The 20,770-nt window shown below is 53.5% G+C and carries 22 protein-coding genes; 10 read left to right on the top strand and 12 right to left on the bottom strand.

Translation table 11 applies throughout. From position 1 onward, the window contains the following. Positions 1-295 precede the first annotated feature (295 nt). Positions 296-1,462, top strand: a complete 1,167-nt coding sequence (locus tag ABK821_RS22825) for an MFS transporter (protein ID WP_138358863.1) — start codon at positions 296-298, stop codon at positions 1,460-1,462. Positions 1,463-1,518: 56 nt separating this feature from the next. On the opposite strand, the gene sodB is transcribed toward ABK821_RS22825, so the two are convergent. Then, positions 1,519-2,100 (bottom strand): superoxide dismutase [Fe], encoded by a 582-nt coding sequence (gene sodB / locus ABK821_RS22820; protein WP_142501385.1) that lies wholly within the window; start codon positions 2,098-2,100, stop codon positions 1,519-1,521. Between the two features lie 248 nt (positions 2,101-2,348). Next, positions 2,349-3,233 carry a C40 family peptidase gene (locus tag ABK821_RS22815; RefSeq protein ID WP_138358867.1) on the bottom strand — a complete coding sequence of 295 codons (885 nt, stop codon included), beginning with the start codon at positions 3,231-3,233 and terminating at the stop codon, positions 2,349-2,351. A gap of 339 nt (positions 3,234-3,572) precedes the next feature. Between ABK821_RS22815 and grxD the strand changes: the two genes are divergently transcribed. Next, positions 3,573-3,920, top strand: a complete 348-nt coding sequence (gene grxD, locus ABK821_RS22810) for a monothiol glutaredoxin 4 (protein WP_004862717.1) — start codon at positions 3,573-3,575, stop codon at positions 3,918-3,920. Between the two features lie 53 nt (positions 3,921-3,973). Here the strand turns inward: grxD and rnt are convergent, their stop codons facing one another. The 4 genes from rnt to ABK821_RS22790 all read right to left on the bottom strand — a co-directional run bounded on the left by rnt (position 3,974) and on the right by ABK821_RS22790 (position 6,962). Next, a complete protein-coding gene (rnt, locus tag ABK821_RS22805) occupies positions 3,974-4,618 on the bottom strand; it encodes a ribonuclease T (protein ID WP_138358869.1) in 645 nt (214 codons plus the stop codon). A 106-nt stretch (positions 4,619-4,724) separates the two neighbouring features. Beyond that, positions 4,725-5,132, bottom strand: coding sequence for a lactoylglutathione lyase (gene gloA / locus ABK821_RS22800; protein ID WP_138358871.1), 408 nt, complete (start codon positions 5,130-5,132; stop codon positions 4,725-4,727). A gap of 79 nt (positions 5,133-5,211) precedes the next feature. After that, entirely contained in the window at positions 5,212-6,309 is a 1,098-nt protein-coding gene (locus ABK821_RS22795) for an alkene reductase (protein WP_138358873.1), read from the bottom strand. A 53-nt stretch (positions 6,310-6,362) separates the two neighbouring features. Beyond that, positions 6,363-6,962, bottom strand: a complete 600-nt coding sequence (locus ABK821_RS22790; RefSeq protein ID WP_138358875.1) for a TetR/AcrR family transcriptional regulator — start codon at positions 6,960-6,962, stop codon at positions 6,363-6,365. A 138-nt stretch (positions 6,963-7,100) separates the two neighbouring features. On the opposite strand from ABK821_RS22790, the gene ABK821_RS22785 reads away from it, so the two are divergent. Further along, positions 7,101-7,343: a DUF1289 domain-containing protein gene (locus ABK821_RS22785; protein ID WP_171034808.1), complete on the top strand. Its 243-nt coding sequence runs from the start codon at positions 7,101-7,103 to the stop codon at positions 7,341-7,343. A gap of 48 nt (positions 7,344-7,391) precedes the next feature. After that, complete coding sequence (locus ABK821_RS22780; RefSeq protein ID WP_395034172.1) at positions 7,392-8,288, top strand: aldo/keto reductase family oxidoreductase; 897 nt, start codon at positions 7,392-7,394, stop codon at positions 8,286-8,288. A gap of 60 nt (positions 8,289-8,348) precedes the next feature. On the opposite strand, the gene ABK821_RS22775 is transcribed toward ABK821_RS22780, so the two are convergent. The 3 genes from ABK821_RS22775 to ABK821_RS22765 are packed head-to-tail and all read right to left on the bottom strand — an operon-like array spanning position 8,349 to position 11,516. Then, positions 8,349-10,373, bottom strand: a complete 2,025-nt coding sequence (locus tag ABK821_RS22775) for an FUSC family protein (protein ID WP_138358879.1) — start codon at positions 10,371-10,373, stop codon at positions 8,349-8,351. Beyond that, the gene (locus ABK821_RS22770) at positions 10,373-11,269 is read right to left on the bottom strand and encodes an efflux RND transporter periplasmic adaptor subunit (protein ID WP_395034171.1); all 897 of its coding nucleotides are present in this window, start codon (positions 11,267-11,269) and stop codon (positions 10,373-10,375) included. Before ABK821_RS22770 ends, ABK821_RS22775 begins: the two co-directional genes overlap by 1 nt. 10 nt (positions 11,270-11,279) lie before the next feature. Continuing rightward, complete coding sequence (locus ABK821_RS22765) at positions 11,280-11,516, bottom strand: DUF1656 domain-containing protein (RefSeq protein WP_138358883.1); 237 nt, start codon at positions 11,514-11,516, stop codon at positions 11,280-11,282. Positions 11,517-11,687: 171 nt separating this feature from the next. On the opposite strand from ABK821_RS22765, the gene slyA reads away from it, so the two are divergent. Further along, positions 11,688-12,128, top strand: a complete 441-nt coding sequence (gene slyA / locus ABK821_RS22760) for a transcriptional regulator SlyA (protein ID WP_138358885.1) — start codon at positions 11,688-11,690, stop codon at positions 12,126-12,128. Positions 12,129-12,280: 152 nt separating this feature from the next. Here slyA and slyB read toward each other — a convergent pair whose 3' ends face one another. Beyond that, positions 12,281-12,748, bottom strand: coding sequence for an outer membrane lipoprotein SlyB (gene slyB / locus ABK821_RS22755; protein ID WP_138358887.1), 468 nt, complete (start codon positions 12,746-12,748; stop codon positions 12,281-12,283). Between the two features lie 268 nt (positions 12,749-13,016). On the opposite strand from slyB, the gene anmK reads away from it, so the two are divergent. The 5 genes from anmK (at position 13,017) to pdxY (ending at position 17,715) form a co-directional block, all read left to right on the top strand. Beyond that, the gene (gene anmK / locus ABK821_RS22750) at positions 13,017-14,141 is read left to right on the top strand and encodes an anhydro-N-acetylmuramic acid kinase (protein WP_138358889.1); all 1,125 of its coding nucleotides are present in this window, start codon (positions 13,017-13,019) and stop codon (positions 14,139-14,141) included. A gap of 92 nt (positions 14,142-14,233) precedes the next feature. Then, a complete protein-coding gene (mliC, locus tag ABK821_RS22745; protein WP_138358891.1) occupies positions 14,234-14,557 on the top strand; it encodes a C-type lysozyme inhibitor in 324 nt (107 codons plus the stop codon). 57 nt (positions 14,558-14,614) lie between these two features. Next, a complete protein-coding gene (gene pdxH / locus ABK821_RS22740) occupies positions 14,615-15,271 on the top strand; it encodes a pyridoxamine 5'-phosphate oxidase (RefSeq protein ID WP_138359023.1) in 657 nt (218 codons plus the stop codon). A gap of 248 nt (positions 15,272-15,519) precedes the next feature. Next, complete coding sequence (gene tyrS, locus ABK821_RS22735) at positions 15,520-16,794, top strand: tyrosine--tRNA ligase (protein WP_138358893.1); 1,275 nt, start codon at positions 15,520-15,522, stop codon at positions 16,792-16,794. 60 nt (positions 16,795-16,854) lie between these two features. Continuing rightward, positions 16,855-17,715, top strand: coding sequence for a pyridoxal kinase PdxY (pdxY, locus tag ABK821_RS22730; RefSeq protein WP_395034170.1), 861 nt, complete (start codon positions 16,855-16,857; stop codon positions 17,713-17,715). Between the two features lie 42 nt (positions 17,716-17,757). On the opposite strand, the gene gstA is transcribed toward pdxY, so the two are convergent. Continuing rightward, on the bottom strand, positions 17,758-18,363 hold the full coding sequence (gene gstA, locus ABK821_RS22725) for a glutathione transferase GstA (RefSeq protein ID WP_138358897.1): 606 nt from the start codon (positions 18,361-18,363) through the stop codon (positions 17,758-17,760). A gap of 311 nt (positions 18,364-18,674) precedes the next feature. Continuing rightward, entirely contained in the window at positions 18,675-20,180 is a 1,506-nt protein-coding gene (gene dtpA, locus ABK821_RS22720; protein ID WP_138358899.1) for a dipeptide/tripeptide permease DtpA, read from the bottom strand. Positions 20,181-20,770: the final 590 nt, after the last annotated feature.

Raw genomic sequence — 20,770 nt, 5'->3', positions numbered from 1 at the left:
ACGCCAATAGAAACGTTACTTGATGGAAAACGCATCTGGGCTGAGAAAAATTTAAGCCAGATGTAATCTGACAGATACCTGTATAAATAACCGGTAACTGTCAGATCAGGTCTGAGCTAATACAACTAATTTCACGTCAGGGAGACATCGCGCTCCCTTTTTTATCTGACGATTATTATCCGTTTTGCAAAAATCTTTTGCCATTTCGTTTACTTCTGCTTTTCTGTGATTGATGTCATGCTTTTAGCTTCTGACGCAATGCCGTTGTAGAAGGCGGCCTGATGGAGTGTTTTGCATGAAAATTAATTTCCCCTTGCTTGCTCTGGCGATCGGGGCTTTCGGTATCGGTACGACCGAGTTCTCCCCAATGGGCATGTTACCGGTTATTGCCAAAGGCGTGGATGTTTCAATTCCGGTGGCGGGAATGTTGATTAGCGCCTATGCCATCGGCGTCATGATCGGTGCGCCGCTGATGACGTTATTGCTCTCTCATCGGGCGCGCAGAAATGCGCTGGTTTTTCTGATGGCTATTTTTACTTTAGGCAATGTGCTCTCGGCAATTGCGCCGGATTACACCATGCTGCTGCTGTCGCGTATTATCACCAGTCTTAATCATGGCGCGTTCTTTGGCTTAGGTTCGGTGGTGGCGGCGAGCGTGGTGCCAAAACATAAACAGGCCAGCGCTGTGGCGACAATGTTTATGGGGCTGACGATTGCCAATATCGGCGGTGTTCCCGCAGCAACCTGGCTGGGTGAGACCATCGGCTGGCGTATGTCGTTTCTGGCTATGGCGGGTCTGGGTATCGTGGCGATGACAGGCCTGTGGTTTTCCCTGGCGAAAGGCAGTAGTGGGGAGCGTCCGAACGTGAAGCAGGAACTGTCGGTGCTGATGCGCCCGCAGGTACTATCGGCCTTGCTCACGACCGTACTGGGGGCTGGCGCGATGTTCACGCTCTATACCTATATTTCGCCCGTGCTGCGGACGATCAACAATGCGTCTCCGCTGTTTATTACAGCCATGCTGGTGCTGATTGGCGTGGGCTTCTCATTGGGTAACTACCTTGGCGGGAAATTTGCGGACCGTTCTGTCACCGGAACGTTAAAAGGCTTTTTGTTGTTGCTGATGGCGATTATGCTGGCCATTCCGCTGCTGGCCAAATCGCAGACTGGCGCGGCTATCAGTATGGTTGTCTGGGGCATGGCGACCTTTGCGGTGGTGCCGCCTTTACAGATGCGCGTAATGCGGCTGGCTCACGAGGCGCCAGGGCTCTCCTCATCAGTGAATATCGGTGCCTTCAATCTTGGGAATGCGCTGGGCGCGGCTGTCGGCGGCGCGGTGATTTCCGCTGGGCTGGGGTACGCGTTTGTCCCGGTGATGGGCGCGATTATTGCTGGCCTCGCGTTCTTGCTGGTGCTGTTCAGCGGCGGGACGCAACAGGAAGAAGCCTTCGCCAACCACTAATATTGCATGAACTGAAAAAATAACCGCAGAAAGGGCAATCTTTCTGCGGTTTGCTTTTAGGCGGCCAGATTAGCGGCAACAAACTTCCAGTTTACCAGCGCCCAGAAGTGCTCCAGATAGTTCGGGCGAGCGTTACGGTAGTCGATATAGTAAGCATGTTCCCAGACATCCACGGTCAGCAGCGGCGTGGCATCGCCAGTCAGCGGCGTGCCCGCGTTGCTGGTGGAGACAATAGCGAGGCTGCCGTCGGCGTTTTTCACCAGCCAGGTCCAGCCTGCGCCGAAGTTTTTAGCGGCTGCGTCGGTGAATTTGGCTTTGAAATCCGCAAAACTGCCGAAGGATTTAGCGATAGCTGCCGCCAGTGCGCCTTCCGGTTCGCCGCCCGCATTGGGTGCCAGGCAGTTCCAGTAGAAGGTGTGGTTCCAGACCTGGGCTGCGTTATTAAAGACGCCGCCGTCGGAAGAACGCACGATCTCTTCTAAGGTTTTGCCTTCAAACGCAGTCCCCTTGATCAGGTTGTTGAGGTTGGTGACATAGGCCTGGTGGTGTTTGCCATAATGGTATTCCAGGGTTTCTGCGGAAATGTGCGGCGCCAGGGCGTCTTTTGCATATGGTAATGCAGGTAATTCAAACGACATTGCTACTCTCCTTTTTATCGTTATACCCGTCATACTTCGGCTGCATCCCGTGCAGTTTGTCCGCTCCAGGCGTGCCCTATGAAGGACCGCGCGGGCGTTGTACAAAACGGCTCCCCGCTTCGTTATGCAACGCAAATTATTCAGGGCATTGGACGCGTAATAACCATGTATTTCGCAAGGTGATAGTAGCAAATTAAAAGATGTGACAAAAGAGAACGTTACCCCGTCGTCGTCACGACGGGGCAGAATCAGCGAATCGTTTTTGGCGTCATAACGCGTCGGGCGCCAACATAGTGACGTAACCAGTAATCTTCACTTAATGAGGTTATCTGAATATCGCGACCGGTGCGCGGGGACTGAATGAACTTGCCGTTGCCCACATAGACGCCGACGTGATCGGCGGTACCGCGCCCACGGGTACGAAAGAAGACTAAATCTCCGCTTTGCAGCTCGTCGCGATCGACCGGACGGGCATCGCGCAGGTGATACATCTCATTGGCAGTGCGCGGAATGTGGATTTTTACCAGATCTTTATAGGCGTAATACACCAGACCGCTGCAGTCAAACCCGGTGCGCGGCGAGGTACCGCCCCAGCGATAGGGCTTGCCAATCTGATTCATCAGTTTTGACATGGCGGTGTTCTGTGCTTTTTGTACCCGAATTTTGTGCGCTTCGGAAAGGGTGATCTTCCGTTCGTCGGCGATGGGGCGGCAGCGGGTTTTATACCCCTTACGCACGATGCACTTTTTCTGGACGCTGGCCCGGACAACCCTGTTTTCAGCCACCGGTTTTGCCGGGCCTGCGCACAATTTTTTATAGCCTTTGCGGAGCACACATTTTTTCGTGGCGCTGGCGACCTGACGATGAAGCGCGGTTTGGGTTGATGGCGTACCGGAAGTGGGGTGTGTTATCCGTCTGGTGGTCGAGGTTTTCTTGCTGGAGGTTCTGGCGCTGCTCTTGCTTCTGGAACTTACGGCTTTTTTCTTACGCTCCGGGGTAGTGCCTTTGGCCTGATGTGATTTTAGTGAAGCAGAAGTGTGCGTATGCCCGGAAGCATGCGCCAGGGGGGTAAGAGAAAACGATGTGAAAAGTAATGCACAGAGCGAAATCGCGGTTTTATTAAGACGCGCCACTGAGCAATCCTCTGGTTAAATTACAGACACATACAGATGCCTGACGATGAAAGACAAAACGCATCGATTCTAAAACATAAAATCCCGGAAAGTTAATACTCTTTTGTATCTAAAGTCTCGTTTGGTTAACATTTGCAAAAAAATACGTCCGGCAGCCGTTTCGCCGGGTGAAAAGTACGCAATGCGTTGCCGCCGATGGCAATAAAATAATATTTTTAAGGCAACTTTTGTCGACAGAAGATAAGATATGACAAGTGAAAAAAATGTTATTATCGGTCCTGCGTTCAGAGCGCTACAATGACAGATTACTGCCGTAGAGAAGTTTAAGGAAGCACGACAATGAGTACGACTGTAGAAAAAATCCAGCGTCAAATCGCTGAAAACCCAATCCTGCTGTACATGAAAGGGTCGCCGAAACTACCGAGCTGTGGTTTTTCCGCCCAGGCTGTACAAGCGCTCTCTGCCTGTGGCGAACGTTTTGCCTATGTTGATATCCTGCAGAACCCGGATATTCGCGCAGAGCTGCCGAAATATGCTAACTGGCCGACCTTCCCGCAGTTGTGGGTTGATGGAGAGCTGGTCGGCGGTTGTGACATCGTGATTGAAATGTATCAGCGCGGCGAACTGCAGCAGTTGATCAAAGAAACGGCCGCGAAGTACAAGACCGACGAGCCGAAAGCAGAGTAATTCGGCTGCCAATAATAAAAAAGCGACTGCTGATGTAGTCGCTTTTTTATCGCTTATTCTTCAGTTTTGGCCAGTGGCCAGCCGCCAAGACGCTTCCAGCGGTTAACGATTTCGCAAAATAACTGCGCGGTTTGCTCAGTATCATACAGCGCCGAGTGCGCCTGGGCGCTATCAAAAGTCATTCCCGCGGCAATGCAGGCCTTTGACAAGACCGTCTGACCGAGCGCCAGCCCGCTTAGCGCGGCGGTATCGAAGGTGACAAACGGGTGGAATGGGTTACGTTTCAGGGCCGCGCGTTCTGCCGCCGCCATCGTAAAACTGTGATCGAACGTGGCATTATGCGCCACCATGATGGCGCGACTGCACTCGCTCTCTTTCATCCCCTTACGTACCATCTTGAAAATGGCGTGCAGCGCATCATATTCGCTCACCGCACCGCGTTCTGGGTCGTTTGGATTTATCCCATTAAACGCCAGGGCTTCGGGCTGCAGATTCGCGCCCGCGAAAGGTTCAACATGAAAATGCAACGTTTCGTCCGGCTTCAGCCAGCCTTGCTCATCCATCTTCAACGTAATAGCGGCGATCTCCAGCAGGGCGTCGGTTTTGGCATTAAATCCGGCGGTTTCAACATCAATTACCACGGGATAAAAACCGCGAAAGCGGTCGCACAGACCATTAAGTTGAGCGTTCTCGGACATCAGATTCTCTTAGCGGAAAAAAAGTAGCGCGCATTATGGCAAATTTTGTCGCGCCTTGCAGCAGGAAGGGGAGAAAACAGCGGGCACCCTGGGTGCCCGAAGCAGATCAGTTGCCGAGGCCTTTGCCGGCATCTTTCTCTTCAATCAGCTCGATTTTGTAACCGTCCGGATCTTCGACGAAAGCGATGACCGTGGTGCCACCTTTAACCGGGCCCGCCTCACGCGTCACATTACCGCCATTCTGACGAATACGCTCGCAGGCTTCCGCTGCGTTTTCGACGCTCAGCGCGATATGACCATAGGCGCTACCGAGGTCGTACTTATCAACACCCCAGTTATAGGTCAGCTCAATAACAGCGGTATCGCTTTCTTCGCCGTAACCCACGAATGCCAGCGAGTATTTATACTCCGTGTTTTCACTGGTGCGCAGCAGTTTCATGCCCAGTACATTGGTGTAAAAATCAATTGAACGTTGTAGATCGCCAACGCGCAGCATGGTGTGAAGTAGGCGCATAATGTCCCCTATGCAATGAGTTTTGATACATCAGAACGTTGAGTATAGCGGCGATAGCCCGCCGCTATCAATTAAGCGATTACAGCGTCGGGTAATCGGTATAGCCTTCCGCGCCGCCGCCGTAGAAGCTTTCCGGGCGTTGCGGATTCAGTGCGGCCTTGTTCTGCAGGCGAGCGACCAGATCCGGGTTGGCAATATAGTCGCGACCAAAGGCTACCGCATCAATCAACCCTTTACCGATAAGGTTATTGGCCTTCTCAAGCGTATACGCGCCCGCGCCAATAATCACGCCAGGGAAACGGTCGCGCACTTTCTGGCGGAATTCATTGCTGTACGGTTGACCGCCAGCCCAGTCCGGTTCAGACATGTGCAAATAAGCAATGTTGCGTTTAGCCAGCTCTTCAATCAGATACAGCGCGTCGGCTTCTTCATTCGGGCCGTTATCGACATTCTGGAAGCTGCCGACTGGCGAGACGCGAATACCGATACGATCGGCGTTCCACTCTTTGCAGGCCGCATCAACCACGTCCAGCACCAGGCGAGCGCGATTTTCAACGCTGCCGCCATACTGGTCGGTACGATGGTTAGAAGAAGGGGACAAAAACTGGTGCAGCAGGTAGCCGTGGGCGGAGTGCAGTTCGACAAGATCGAAACCGGCATCGCGGGCGTTTCTCACCGCCTGGCGAAAATCATCGACAATCCCCGGGATCTCTTCGGTTTCGAGCGCGCGCGGCATTGAGGTATCAACGCGAACAGCGTGACCGTTTTCATCGCGCAGTGAGGTCCGGGTACCGGCGCTAATGGCGGATGGCGCAACCGGGGCTGCGCCGCCAGGTTGCAGACTGTTATGTGAAATGCGTCCGGTATGCCACAGTTGAACGGCCATATGCCCGTTTTCGGCGTGCACGCCAGCGGTAATTTTTTTCCAGGCGGCAATTTGTTCCGGGCTATGCAGACCTGGCGCCCCCGCGTAGCCTTTGGCCTGCGCTGAAATCTGGGTGGCTTCGGAAATAATCAGGCCGGAACTGGCGCGCTGGCGATAGTACTCGCCCATCAGCGGGGTTGGAATATCGCCGGGTTCAATGCTCCGCAGACGTGTCAGCGGAGCCATAAATACGCGATTGGCTACGGTTACCGCACCCACTTGCAACGGGGTAAACAACGTTGATTCTGACATAATAACTCCTGAGTAGACCGGTCGTCTTGAAATTGATTAAATAAAAACGCCTGTTACATGCCTGGCGACGAAATAATATTTTTGACGTGGGCAAGCGCGCTTTCCAGCGGCGTTGCGCAGCGCGTAATCTTGGCCTGCAGGTTGGCTCCCAACCACAGGGAGTAAAGCACCCGAGAGAGCATCAATGCATCACCATTAAACGCCAGGCTCCCTTCCTGGCGGCCTTTCTCCAGCGCGTCGCTCAGCAGGGCGATAATCTGGCTGGCGCCTTTATCCATCGCGGTGCGCATATCCTCCGATAAATCACACACCTCAGCCGACAGTTTTACCGTCAGACACCCACTGATTACCCCCGTCAGGCAAAATTCCGTCAGCGTCTGCTGATAGTAGGCCAGCAGGCGGTCGCGATAGTTACCTTCGCCGTGGTTAAAAAGTGCCACCAGGCGCTGAAGATACCCGGCGTAATGGTGGTCTAGCAGCGCGACGCCAAAGGCCTCTTTGGAGCGAAAATAGTGGTAGAAAGAGCCTTTCGGCACTTCCGCTGTTTTCAGTAGTTCGCTCAGACCCATACCCGTAAAACCACGGTGCATGCAGAGTTGCTCGCCCGTGGCCAGGATATGTTCTCGGGTATTACATTCGCTGTATCTATTCATAGCGCCCACTGTAATAGACCGATTGGTCTATTACAAGTGATAAATAAAATGTCGTCTGACGCGAGTGATGATAAACAAAATTTGCGAACGACGGCTGAAACGTCTTCAATAAAATAAGTACGCGCTGACAGGAGAGGTATGGTGCCTGAACAACTGGAATTCTTCCCGATACAAAGCCCGTGCCGGGGGATTTGTCAGTCTGATGAACGCGGCTACTGTCGGGGGTGTCTGCGTAGTCGGGATGAGCGTTTTAACTGGCTGAAGATGAGCGATGCGCAGAAGCAGGAGGTTCTGCGTTTATGCCGCCAGCGGCTGCTGCGCAAACTGCGTGCAGCGAAACAGGATAGTGCGGAAGAACCTCAGCAACCCTCACTGTTTTAAGCATAAAATTGCGTATACTCAGGAGACTTTTTTGTTGAGGAAGCGGTTATGGTTCAGCGTATTGCTATGGCCCCGCAGGGGCCGGAATTCTCTCGTTTTGTGATGGGCTACTGGCGTTTGATGGACTGGAATATGTCCATCGAAGCGCTGGTGAGCTTTGTTGAGCAACACCTGGATCTGGGGATCACAACCATCGATCACGCCGATATTTATGGTGACTATCGCTGTGAGGCGGCGTTTGGCGAAGCGTTGAAGCGGGCCCCGCACCTGCGTGAACGGATGGAAATTGTCACCAAATGCGGGATTGCCACCAGGGCGCGGGCGGAAAATACCATCGGTCACTATATTACCGACCGCAATCATATTGTGCTCAGCGCAGAGCAATCGTTACGCAATCTGGCAACCGATCGTCTCGACCTGCTGCTTATTCATCGGCCTGACCCGCTGATGGATGCCGATGAAGTGGCAGAAGCTTTTCTCAGTTTACATCATAGCGGGAAGGTGCGTCATTTCGGCGTATCCAACTTCACACCCGCCCAATTTAGCCTGTTGCAGTCGCGACTGCCGTTTACGCTGGCAACTAACCAGGTGGAAATTTCTCCGGTGCATCAATCATTGCTGCTTGATGGTACGCTGGATCAGCTCCAGCAGTTGCGTATCCGGCCAATGGCCTGGTCATGTCTTGGTGGTGGGCGAGTGTTTAGCGACGAAAGCTTCCAGCCGCTGCGTGATGAGCTGGTCAGGGTTGCCGGGGAGCTTAATGCGGAAAGTATCGAGCAGGTCATTTACGCCTGGATCCTGCGTTTGCCTTCGCTGCCGCTGCCGATTATTGGGTCAGGAAAAATTGAGCGCGTGAGTGCCGCCATTGTCGCGGAGAGACTGAAGATGTCCCGCCAGCAGTGGTTCCGCATCCGTAAGGCGGCGCTGGGTTACGACGTGCCGTAATCATCTGAAGCAGGCGTTGCTTCGGCGCATTGTGCGTTGAGCATTCCGGGTTCGGGCACATTAGCGTGTTCTTTCGCTAATCGTCCCGGCCACCGGCGCCTGTTCAAGCTGCGAGAGTGCGCACCACAGTCTCCAGATAATCGCCGCCAGCGCTTTTGCCGCTGGCTGGTGGTGGTGGTTAAGGGCATCGCAGATTTTCTGTAGTTCTTCAAGCGTTGCGGCGAGGGGCCGCTGCTGCACGCCTCGCTCGCTCATCACATCCCGCAGCAGGCTAATACACAAATCGCGCACTTGCGAGAGTGGGTCGGAGCGGGTTTCCCATTCGCGCAATTGCCAGACGACATGGGAGCAGTTAAGTAATACCACGCCCCAGCGCAGCAGCCAGCGGCGCGCCAGCGCATCCTGACTATGACTTAACTGACTGATGTGATGGTAAACCAGCGATTCAAACTCATGTTCACTATGCTGCGGATAGTGGCTAAGCTGGTCAACAAAGTGACGCCGTAACGTTCTGATGTGGCGGCGACTTTTACGGGCATCGGAACCGGGGCTGATAACCGCGAACGCCAGCCACGCAAGGCCGACGCCAATAATTTTCCCGAGATTGTCGTTGAGAAATGTCGAATAATCATAAACCGGTGGATTGGTCACCGAAATAAAAGATCCCATAAAAACAATAAGCTGTCCCCATAGGCCAGCCAGCGTCGGCATCTGCTGTTTAAGTAACTGCATGGTCGTCAGCAATGGAAAGAGGAACAGCAGAAACTGCCATAAATCGGTTATCTGCACCATCAGCCCGAATTTAACGATAAAGCTGAACAATGACAGCAGGATCAGGGTGCGCATTAACAGCGTTAATGATTTGAACGGAGAGGGTGACAGCGAATAGAGCACGCAGCAGATAGCCGCGAGGGTTAACGCCGCGGCGCAGGATTGCCATTGGGTGGCGATCCCCCACGCGCCGACCATGACCAGCGCGCAAAAAGCACGTACGCCATTCCACAGGGCTTCGGCCTGGTCGGTGTGGCGGGTCAGCGCAGGTGCGGAAGGGACATTAAATTCGGTGATGGCGGTTGCGTTTTCGATACGCGTAAGCCAGCGGCTGCTTTCCAGATAGAGGCGGCAGAAATAGCGCAGGCGCTTCCAGAAGGCAATATGCCGGTAGTCTGCGTCGGCAGGCGGAGCCAGAGGCGCGATAAGACGGGAAATGCTATAGCTGTCGGTATGTGAATTGGCCAGTTCGCTTAACAGGGTTTCCAGGATCTGGCGTGTGCCTGCGGGTGCCGTGGGCCAGTTGAGCAGCATGCGTCTCAGGCTTGAAATAACGCTGGTCATGCGCAACTGCCGGTGCAGCAAGTAATTCAGCAGCGGGTTTTGCCGACGAAAACGATAGTGGCTCCAGAATGCCTGAATACGCAGCAGATTCATGGTCATTATTTGCCCAATGACGCTTTCGTGCGCGGCGCGGATCGCCTCGGTGGTTTCCGGGACCCATAGCAGGCTGGCGTGTTCCAGCAGACGGGCATGCATGTTCTTTAGCGCGCTCAGCAGGGCTGTGCCATCGGAGGTGCTGGGTAATATCATCATCATCAGTCCGCCGCAGAGAATACCGACGATAACTTCGCAGACGCGAGACTGGGCGATGGTCCAAAGTTCGTTTGCGTCAGTGATATTAATCACCGGGAAGGCGATAATCGCACAGGTGTAGCCGGCAAGCTGGAAGGCGTAGGCGACGTTATTGGTGAACATTGCGCAGGCCCAGGTGCAGAGGGCTATCCACGCTGAGATGCTAAAGAGAAACAGCCAGGGATCGTTGAGCGTATGCCCGGCCAGCAGCAGCGCCGCTCCGGCGCCGAGCAGGCTACCGGCAATACGGCCAAAACTTTTACTGATCACGCCACCGACGGTGGGAAAGCTGACGACGGCAGCAGAGGTCATCGCCCAGTAGGGCTCATCAAGATCCAGCCAGTAGGCGATACTCAGCGCCAGACACATCGCGATGCCGTTACGCAGGGCATAGCGCCACTGCGCACGACTGGCTTTAACCCACGGCAGCGAGCGCCATGTCAGCGCCTGCAGTTTCATTATGGCGCGCCAATTGCCACGGTACAGGTGGTGCCTGAGACCAGTGTGGTATCGGGCGGGAGAGAGTCAAACGCAATACGAACCGGTACGCGCTGGGCAAGACGAACCCATGGAATATTCGGCTTAATATCCGCCACCAGCGCATCGCTGCTCTCTACGCTTTGGTCGACAATCGCGCGACCGATACTCTCTACGTGACCCTGTAACTTTTTCTGATTGCTGTAGAGAATAATTTGCGCCCGATCGCCGGAATGAATATTACGCAATTTCGTTTCTTCAAAATAACCTATTACGTAGAAGGAGTGGCTATCGATGAGCGCGAAAACCGGGGTGCCGGTGGTGGCGTAATCACCGACACGGGTCGAGAGATTGGTTACCCAGCCATCAACCGGTGCAGTGATCTCGGTCTTCGCCAACTGCCATTGGGCGTGTTTGAGCGTGGCGCGGGCCACATCCTCCGCCGCTTTCGCCGCTTCAAGATTCGTGTTCGCGGTATTCAGTGCGGTATTGGCGTTTTCCAGATCTTCCGCTGAGATGGCGTTCTGCGTAAGATGACGCCTGCGCCCGGCAACGCTGGCGGCATTTTTCTGTTCAGCCTGGGCCGTGGCGACGTCCGCCTGGGCCTTAGCCAGTTGTGCCTGGGCGTTGAGAATGGCAATTTTATAGGGAGCGTCATCAATTCTGAACAACACGTCGCCAGCGTTAACCAACTGGTTGTCGTGCACATTCAGTTGCATGATGCTGCCGGAAACCTGGGGCGTAATGTTGACTTGTTCGGCGCGTACCTTGCCGTCCCTTGTCCATGGCGATTGAGTGTAGTAGTTCCAGACCAGCCAGGCGGCAATAATGGCAAGCGCGGTGATCAGCAGCGTGGAGAGATATTTTAGTGTTTTCATGCAATGAACATTACCAGATGGTCAGTAAAACCAGCGCCAGACAGACTGAGAGCGCAAAGAACGACAGATCCATGAGCAGCGGGTGCCAGATCTCACCGGCGTACATCCAGTCGCGAAGCTGGCGATGGATGATCAACCAGATAAAAAAGCCCAACAGCACTGCCTTAAAGAAAGGAGGGAAGTAGACCGAAGCGCCGAACACCAGGTCCTGGAGCGACAATCCGTCAGTGTTAAGACTCAGTTTCACAAGCAAAAATCCTTTGCCGTTGCAGGATGAATGTTAATGCGATGCGACTATTTACATGATAAATCATTATTTTGATTTTAATGAATCTGGTAATTCATTTGTTTTGGTAATTTAAATGCTGCACACTATTCTAAAATCAGCATAATAACTTAGCAAGCTAATTATAAGGAGATGAAATTGGAATCGCCACTTGGTTCTGATCTGGCTCGTTTAGTCCGCGTCTGGCGTGCGCTAATCGACCATCGCCTGAAACCTCTGGAGTTAACGCAGACGCACTGGGTCACGCTGCATAACATTCATCAGCTCCCGCCTGAGCAGTCGCAGATTCAGCTGGCGAAAGCCATTGGTATCGAGCAACCGTCACTGGTTCGCACGCTCGATCAGCTGGAGGAGAAAGGGCTTATTTCTCGGCAGACATGCGCAAACGATCGCCGTGCGAAGCGCATCAGGCTTACAGATAAAGCGGAACCGTTGATCGATAAAATGGAAGAGGTCATCGGGAAAACGCGCCATGAAATTCTGGCAGGCGTCTCGTCGCAAGAAGTGGAAACATTGCTGAATTTAATTCGTAAGCTCGAACAAAATATCCTTGATCTTCAGGCAAAAGATTAAGCTCATGTGGCCTGGCGTGTGCTCAAGGCCGGATTTCACCGCAGAGGGTGGGGTGTCGAAGCGTCTGGCGGTTGCCTGAGGGGAAATCCACAGCGAAGCCATTAAGCCACTGGCAACGTTACGCGGCCCGAAGAGGGCCGCACCAGCATGTTTTAACGTGGCGATACGGTGACCTGGCTGCCGCTGCCGGCAATTGCTACGCGCTGGCCGACGGAGAAGCGGGTGTCGCCTTGTTTCTGTACCACCATGATGGTATTACCATCATCTTTGCGGATTTCCAGCTCGACGCCCTGGGTTTTGTTCATGGCGCTCTGAACTCCCTGGCCAGCGACGCCCCCCGCGACGGCGCCTGCCGCCGTTGCCAGCGAGCGACCTGCGCCGCCGCCAATGGTATTACCCAGGAAGCCGCCCAGTACCGCGCCGCCGATAGCGCCAATCGCGTTGTTCTCATCGCCGCCCTGAATCTGGACTGCGCGGGTATGCACGATGGTGCCGTAGGTCACGCTTTGGACCTGTTTAGCTTCAGATGCGGAGTAAACATCACCAGAAAGGCCGCTGCTACTGACGCAGCCTGCAAGCGTAAAACCAATCATCGAGACAGCCAAAACACGTAAAATCATTTATGAATCTCCTGTTCACCAAGAAGCGTTCTGTTGAACTTCCTTGTAGCCAATTATATGGCATTTAAGCGTCTGCTGGCATAGCAGATGCAGTGACTATACAAAAAATAATAATCAGAGTTGTCTCAACATGAACTAAACATCCTATCTTTACGCGAAGAATTATCACGGTACATCATTGTTAAAAAATATTATCGCGGCATAGTATTGTCCCCCGCTTTATGGTGGAGTGTGAGTTCTACGACAATCATGGAATGAAGGAACGCGTATGAAATCGGGTCGTTTTATCGGCGTCATGTCCGGCACCAGCCTTGATGGTATTGATGTTGTTCTCGCGGCAATTAATGAAAACCTGGTCGCCCAGCAGGCCAGCCTGACGTACCCCATCCCGATCGCCATCAAAGATGAGATTCTGGCTATTTGCCAGGGACAGTCGCTGACGCTATCACAGCTCGGGCAACTTGATACGCGACTGGGGCGACTGTTCGCTGATGCGGTTCTGGCTCTGATGCGGCAGGAGAAGTTGCAGGCAGCGGAAATCGTCGCGATTGGGTGCCACGGGCAGACGGTCTGGCATGAGCCGACAGGCGATGCGCCGAATACCATGCAGATTGGCGATAATAATCAGATCGCCGCGCGCACCGGCGTAACGGTGGTTGGCGATTTTCGCCGCCGCGATATGGCGCTGGGCGGGCAGGGAGCGCCCCTGGTTCCGGCATTCCACCATGCGCTGCTGGCGCATCCGGTGGAGCGCCGCATGATTCTCAATATTGGCGGTATCGCCAATCTCTCTTTATTGGTGCCGGGGCAGCCGGTACGCGGCTACGATACCGGCCCCGGCAATATGTTGATGGATGCGTGGATCTGGCGTCAGTGCGGTAAGCCCTACGATCAAGATGCCCAGTGGGCCAGCGAAGGGAAAGTTATTCTGCCATTGCTGCAGGATATGTTAAGCGATCCGTGGTTTGCGCTCCCCGCGCCAAAGAGCACCGGCCGGGAATACTTCAACTATGGCTGGCTCGCGCAGCATTTGACACGTTATCCGGCGCTTCGCGCCCAGGACGTACAGACGACACTGGCTGAACTGACGGCGGTAAGTATCAGTGAACAGGTATTGCTAAGCGGTGGCTGCGAGCGTTTGCTGGTATGCGGCGGCGGTGCGCGCAATCCGCTGCTGATGGCGCGTCTGGCGGCGCTGCTGCCGGGAACCGAAGTGTCGACCACCGATGAAGCAGGCATTCGCGGTGACGATATGGAAGCACTGGCTTTTGCATGGCTGGCCTGGCGGACGCTCGCCGGGTTACCCGGGAATCTCCCGTCGGTTACCGGTGCGTCGCAAGCGTCAATATTGGGTGCCATTTTCCCGGCCAATCCAGCACAGAATAAGAGTTAACTGAAATTATCCGCGCGGGTTTGTCCGTAAACTGGATGGCGTTGTGAGAGAGCATGATGTTCTCCCGGGCCGGGAAAGTTGAAGGAAAATTGATGAAAAAAATACTTATCCTTGCTGTACCTTTTATGCTCGCGGGTTGTAGCTACTACAACCAGTTTGTGGAGCGGATGAATACGGATACCCTGGCGTATCAGTGCGACCAGAAACCGTTAACCGTTCACCTCAATAATGTCCGCCAGCAGGTCAGCTTTATTTACGATAACCAGTTGTTAAATTTGCAGCAGGGGTTATCCGCCTCGGGCGCGCGCTATACCGATGGAATTTATGTCTTCTGGTCGAAAGGCGACAGCGCCACCGTCTATAAACGCGATCGCATTGTGCTGGAAAACTGCCGGTTGCAGACCGCCAGCCGTTGAGATTTCAGCCTGGGGAGCGCACAATGGCGCCACCCGTTGACTACTTTCTCATTTGCCATGCCTGATTACGACGAATTGCAGCAAATTGCGCATCTGCGCCGTGAATATACCCGTGGCGGCCTGCGTCGCCGCGACCTTCCTGCCGAACCGCTGGCGCTATTTGAGCGTTGGCTGCGCCAGGCTTGCGATGCCAAACTCGCTGACCCGACGGCGATGGTGGTGGCGACCGTTGATGAAAATCTGCAGCCTTACCAGCGTACCGTTTTGTTAAAACACTATGACGAAAAAGGGCTGGTGTTTTATACCAATATGGGAAGTCGCAAAGCGCATCAGATTGAAAAAAATCCCCGTGTCAGTCTGCTTTTCCCCTGGCATATGCTGGAGCGGCAGGTGATGGTTGTCGGCAAAGCGGAACGTTTGTCGACGCTGGACGTGGTCAAGTATTTCCACAGTCGTCCGCGTGACAGCCAGATTGGCGCCTGGGTGTCGCAGCAGTCCAGCCGCATTTCGGCGCGCGGTATCCTCGAGAGTAAGTTCCTTGAGCTGAAGCAAAAATTCCAACAGGGTGAGGTCCCCCTGCCGAGCTTCTGGGGCGGATTCCGCGTCAGCATTGAACAAATGGAGTTCTGGCAGGGCGGCGCACATCGACTGCACGATCGTTTTTTGTACCAGCAGCAAAACAGCGGCTGGCAGATCGACCGTCTGGCGCCATAAAGGGCACAAAAATGTTGTGTTAAGCGCTGGTGCTATGTGGCCCGGCGCTTTATTCTATACGCTTCATTTTTCATGCTGCATCTTCGTCAGCTGCGCTTGTCCACCGGGGACTTTCCTGATCCAGGTCCCGGTGTCTTACATGCCCGCCGCGCAATGCAACCTGAATAATTTTATGTAGATATTTTTTCGCGTCTGGCGAAAAGTCGTGTACCGGCCAAGGTGCAGTCGTTTTATACATGGAGAATTTGATGGCAAGCAGTAACTTGATTAAACAATTGCAGGAACGGGGGCTGATAGCCCAGGTGACGGACGAAGAAGCGTTAGCAGAGCGACTGGCGCAAGGCCCGATCGCGCTCTATTGCGGCTTCGACCCTACCGCCGATAGCTTGCACTTGGGGCATCTTGTTCCATTGTTATGCCTGAAACGCTTTCAACTGGCGGGCCATAAGCCCGTTGCGCTGGTGGGCGGCGCGACCGGTCTGATTGGCGATCCGAGTTTTAAAGCCGCTGAGCGTAAACTGAACACCGAAGAGACGGTGCAGGCGTGGGTGGATAAAATCCGCAAGCAGGTTGCACCGTTCCTCGATTTTGACTGTGGTGATAATTCCGCCATTGCGGCGAATAACTACGACTGGTTTGGTGGCATGAATGTGCTGACCTTCCTGCGCGACATCGGCAAGCACTTCTCCGTCAATCAGATGATCAACAAAGAAGCGGTGAAGCAGCGTCTGAACCGTGACGATCAGGGCATCTCCTTTACCGAGTTCTCCTATAACCTGTTGCAGGGTTATGACTTTGCCTGCCTGAATAAACTGCACGGCGTTACGCTGCAAATCGGCGGCTCTGACCAGTGGGGCAACATCACCTCCGGTATCGATCTGACCCGTCGTCTGCATCAGAACCAGGTGTTTGGTCTGACCGTTCCGCTGATCACCAAAGCGGATGGCACCAAGTTCGGTAAAACCGAAGGCGGCGCGGTATGGCTGGACCCGAAAAAGACCAGTCCGTACAAGTTCTACCAGTTCTGGATCAACACCGCAGATGCTGACGTGTACCGCTTCCTGAAATTCTTCACCTTCATGGACATTGCCGAGATCAATGCGCTGGAAGAAGAAGATAAGAACAGCGGTAAAGCGCCGCGCGCCCAGTATGTGCTGGCAGAGCAGGTCACGCGCCTGGTGCATGGCGAAGATGGTCTGGTTGCGGCGAAACGTATTACTGAAAGCCTGTTCAACGGTAATCTGAGCGATCTCAGCGAAGCTGATTTCGAACAACTGGCGCAAGATGGCGTGCCGATGATCGAGATGGACAAAGGCGCGGATCTGATGCAGGCGCTGGTGGATTCCGAACTGCAACCGTCTCGTGGTCAGGCGCGTAAAACCATCGCCTCTAATGCGGTGACCATCAACGGTGAAAAACAGTCCGATCCGGAATATGTCTTTGCCGATAGCGATCGCCTGTTTGGCCGCTATACCTTACTCCGTCGCGGTAAGAAAAATTACTGTCTGGTTTGCTGGAAGTAGTTGCGTAAAGGCAGGGGTGTGGGAAACCACGCCCCTTATTTTTGCTCTCAGGTAATCAAAATGAAGAATATTCTCGCCATCCAGTCTCACGTCGTTTTTGGCCATGCGGGCAACAGCGCTGCTGAATTTCCGATGCGCCGTCTCGGCGCCAATGTGTGGCCGCTTAATACCGTACAATTCTCTAACCATACCCAATACGGCAAATGGACGGGATGCGTGATGCCGCCAGCGCATTTAACGGAAATTGTGCAGGGGATCGCCGATATTAATCAGCTACAGCGCTGCGATGCGGTGTTAAGCGGATATCTTGGATCGGCTGAACAGGGCGAACATATTCTCGGGATCGTGCGTCAGGTCAAGGCTGCAAATCCGGCGGCGAAATATTTTTGCGACCCGGTAATGGGGCACCCGGAAAAGGGATGCATTGTGGCGCCCGGTGTGGCGGAGTTTCACGTGCGCTATGCGCTACCGGCAAGTGATATCATTGCGCCAAATTTAGTTGAACTGGAGATCCTCTGTGGACACCCGGTGGCTAACGTGCGTGACGCGGTTGCAGCCGCGCGCGAGTTAATTGCCCAGGGGCCGGAAGTGGTGCTGGTAAAACATCTTTCCCGTGCTGGCCTGAGTATGGATCGCTTCGAGATGTTGCTGGTGACGGCTCATGAGTCCTGGCACATTAGCCGTCCGCTGGTGGATTTTGGTATGCGTCAGCCGGTAGGCGTTGGCGACGTGACCAGCGGATTGCTGCTGGTAAAACTGTTGCAGGGCGCGAACTTGCGCGATGCGCTGGAGCACGTTACCGCAGCAGTATATGAAATTATGCTGGCGACGAAAAATATGCAAGAGTATGAGCTGCAGGTTGTGGCGGCGCAGGATCGTATCGCCTGTCCCGAACATAATTTTAGCGCTACGCAGCTATAAGCATCGGGAAATTGCCCGACCCGCGTCGGGCAAGTATTCTTCTTACTTCAGACCTTCCGCTTCCATGGCCGCGGCAACAGCAGGGCGCGCGGCAACGCGCTGCATCCACGTCGCAATATTGCCGTAGCCAGACATATCCAGCTTCACGGCATACGCCCAGCGCAGTACGGTGAACAGATAGCCATCGGCGATGGTAAAACGGTGTCCGTTAATCCACTCTTTGTCCTGCAGACACTCATCGACATAGCGCATTTTTTTATCCAGCTGCGCGCGCGCGACGGGTTTGTAATCCTCCGGAGTATCCGGGTGAAACAGGGGCGTAAAGCCTTTATGCAGCTCTGTCGCCACGTAGTTTAACCATTCCAGCGTCTGGTAGCGGGCGATGCTTCCCACCGGTGCCAGCAGTTGACGATCGGCTACCCGGTCAGCAATATATTGCATAATGGCGACGCCCTCTGTCAGCAGCACATCATCGTCAAGCAGGAGCGCCGGTACCTGACCTTTCGGGTTGATCTGCAGATAATCTCCCCCGTTTTCGAGGCGTTTTGTCATGACGTTGACGCCTTGCAAAGTGAAATCCAGACCACTTTCGCGTAGGGCGATATGCGAAGCAAGAGAGCAAGCGCCGGGTTTGTAGAACAGTTTCATCGGTAATTCCTCGTGGCTGCAGTTCTGTGTATGTTAGTCCTCCCTGTAATAAAAAAAAACTGCTAACCGCGCGCGAGTGATACGGGGTGGTCGCGCGTCGTTCACGCCTTGCATAGATGGGGAGGTTTTATGGTCAACGGCACGAGAAGTAAGATGGGGCAAAACAAAAGTACGCTATCCGTCGCCAGGTAAGCGGAAATGCGGCTCACGTTGCAGAGAAAAATGTGTGAAAAACCCGCTGGCCTGAGTGACGAAGATGCCTCACAAACACAAGCGGGTTAACGGGTTAAATTGATGTGCCCCTGGATAGCTTACGCCGTAGCGGTATCGCTGACGCTTGCCGCTTTGTCCTCGTCCTGGGTCATCCGGTTGAGCTTCGGTGCCGTCAGCAGCATCAGAAGCGCGATAACGCCGGTTGTGGCGCCGATGTTCAGGAACACACGGCTATACACGTCGAGAGACATTAGCGGGTCTGTGACGTTTTCCGGCACTGCCATCATGTTTGCAACATAGCCACCGATGATGTTCGCGCCCGCGGTGGTCAGGAACCAGCTCCCCATAATGAAGCCCATCAGACGCTGCGGCACCAACTGGGCGACCATTGCCAGGCCCAGCCCGGAAATCATCAGCTCACCAATGCTTTGCAGGCCATAGCTGGTAACCAGCCAGCTGACATTCACAATGCCTGCGTCGCTGGCGAATTTAGCGCCCAGCGGCAGCACGAGAAACGCGCCGGAACAGAGGACCATGCCAATAGCAAACTTCATTGGCATCGGTAAGGTGTCGCCCATTTTATTATAAATGGCGGCCAGAATTGGGCTGCCGATAATGATCCAGAATGGGTTCAGCGCCTGGTACTGCTCGGGTTCGAAAGCGATACCCAGCAGGGAGTGCTCAACGTTACGAATCGCAAAGAAGTTGAGAGACGTTGGCATCTGGCTGTAGAGCACGAAGAAGATGATCGCCTGCAGCATCAGAATAAACGCGACGATCATTTTACGACGGGCCGCGCCCTGCATCGCAAAGGCTTCTTTAGCAAAGATAAAGATGATGCCCAGCGCAATGACGCCCAGCGCCATACGCGCGATTCCCTGGTTGTGCAGCAGCCAGGTCGCCACGGTAATCAGAACCACGACGCCAGCGATAGTGGCCAGCAGTTTACCCACATGCAGCGGTTCAAAATCAGGTTTGGAACCGTACTGCTTAACCCAGCGCTGACAAAAAGCAAAGTTTACGATGGTAATCATCAGTCCAACAAAGCTCAGCGCGAACGCCACGCTCCAGCCAAATTTTGCGGCCAGCCAGGGCGTTGCCAGCATAGAGAAGAAGGATCCAATATTGACGGACATATAGTACATCGTAAATGCGCCGTCCAGACGGGGGTCGTTCTTATCATAGCAGGTGGAGAGCAGTGATGACGGGTTGGCTTTAAACAAGCCGTTGCCGACGGCGATAGTCGCCATGCCGACATACACAATGGAAGTATTGTGACCCGACCAGGAGACCAGAGCATAGCCGATAGCCAGAACGATGGCGCCGAGCATAATAACGCGTTTGGTACCCAGTATTTTGTCCCCCAGCCAGCCGCCGATGGCGACGAGGCCGTAGACCAGCGCGCTAAAGGAGGAGAACAGGGTGATCGAGTCCGCTTCTGACATACCCAGTTGCTTAACCAGGTAGACGGCCATAATTCCTTGTAGGCCATAGAAACCAAAACGCTCCCATAACTCAATAGAGAAGATGAGATAGAACGAGCGTGGCTGTTTGAAAGCGTTCAAACTCACGCTTTCTGTTGGTTTATTGTTTGCAGTAGACACAAATACCTCTTTTTTTACGTCCCGTCTTAAGGGGGCTGTTCAGGGCGACGTCTGCGAAGCGCATCGCCTTTATAGTTATTCTGGAGGAAAAACGGCAGGTAATGTTCACTATCCTGGTGGTTCAGGCAAGTGTTTTGTAATGATCTGTTACATATCTCCTTGGCGTTATAATACTCGGCTGATTTAAATGTTATGCAGAGTTAAATTTCGACCATGTGCTAATGATAGCGTTTTTATCTTATTGGATGGAATTTTTCCTATGCAGTGGGTATATATTCTGCTGATAAGGTGTTTATCCAGAGATATGAGTCGAAATAGAAAAAATTAATGGTTTATTATTTCGGATTGTGGCCTGTAGGAACTGTAATCGGTCATGCTGCCTCTGAGTTCAGTAACAAGATATCAACAATACTTGTGCAGAATGAAGAGGGGGACAAATGCATAGAAATTTTATCTCTTAAAAAAACCAATAATCTGATAATTGGTTATATAAGAGAATAATCGCCGGTTTAAAACGGCTTTATTGCGAAAGCAGCATAAAAATGCGTCGCTAAACAGAGCCATTGCCAAACGGCGGGTGATGGCTCTGT

The organism is Klebsiella sp. KE9456, from assembly GCF_043832615.1.
Taxonomy (GTDB): Bacteria; Pseudomonadota; Gammaproteobacteria; order Enterobacterales; family Enterobacteriaceae; genus Klebsiella; species Klebsiella indica.
This window is presented reverse-complemented; position numbering and strand designations above follow the sequence as displayed.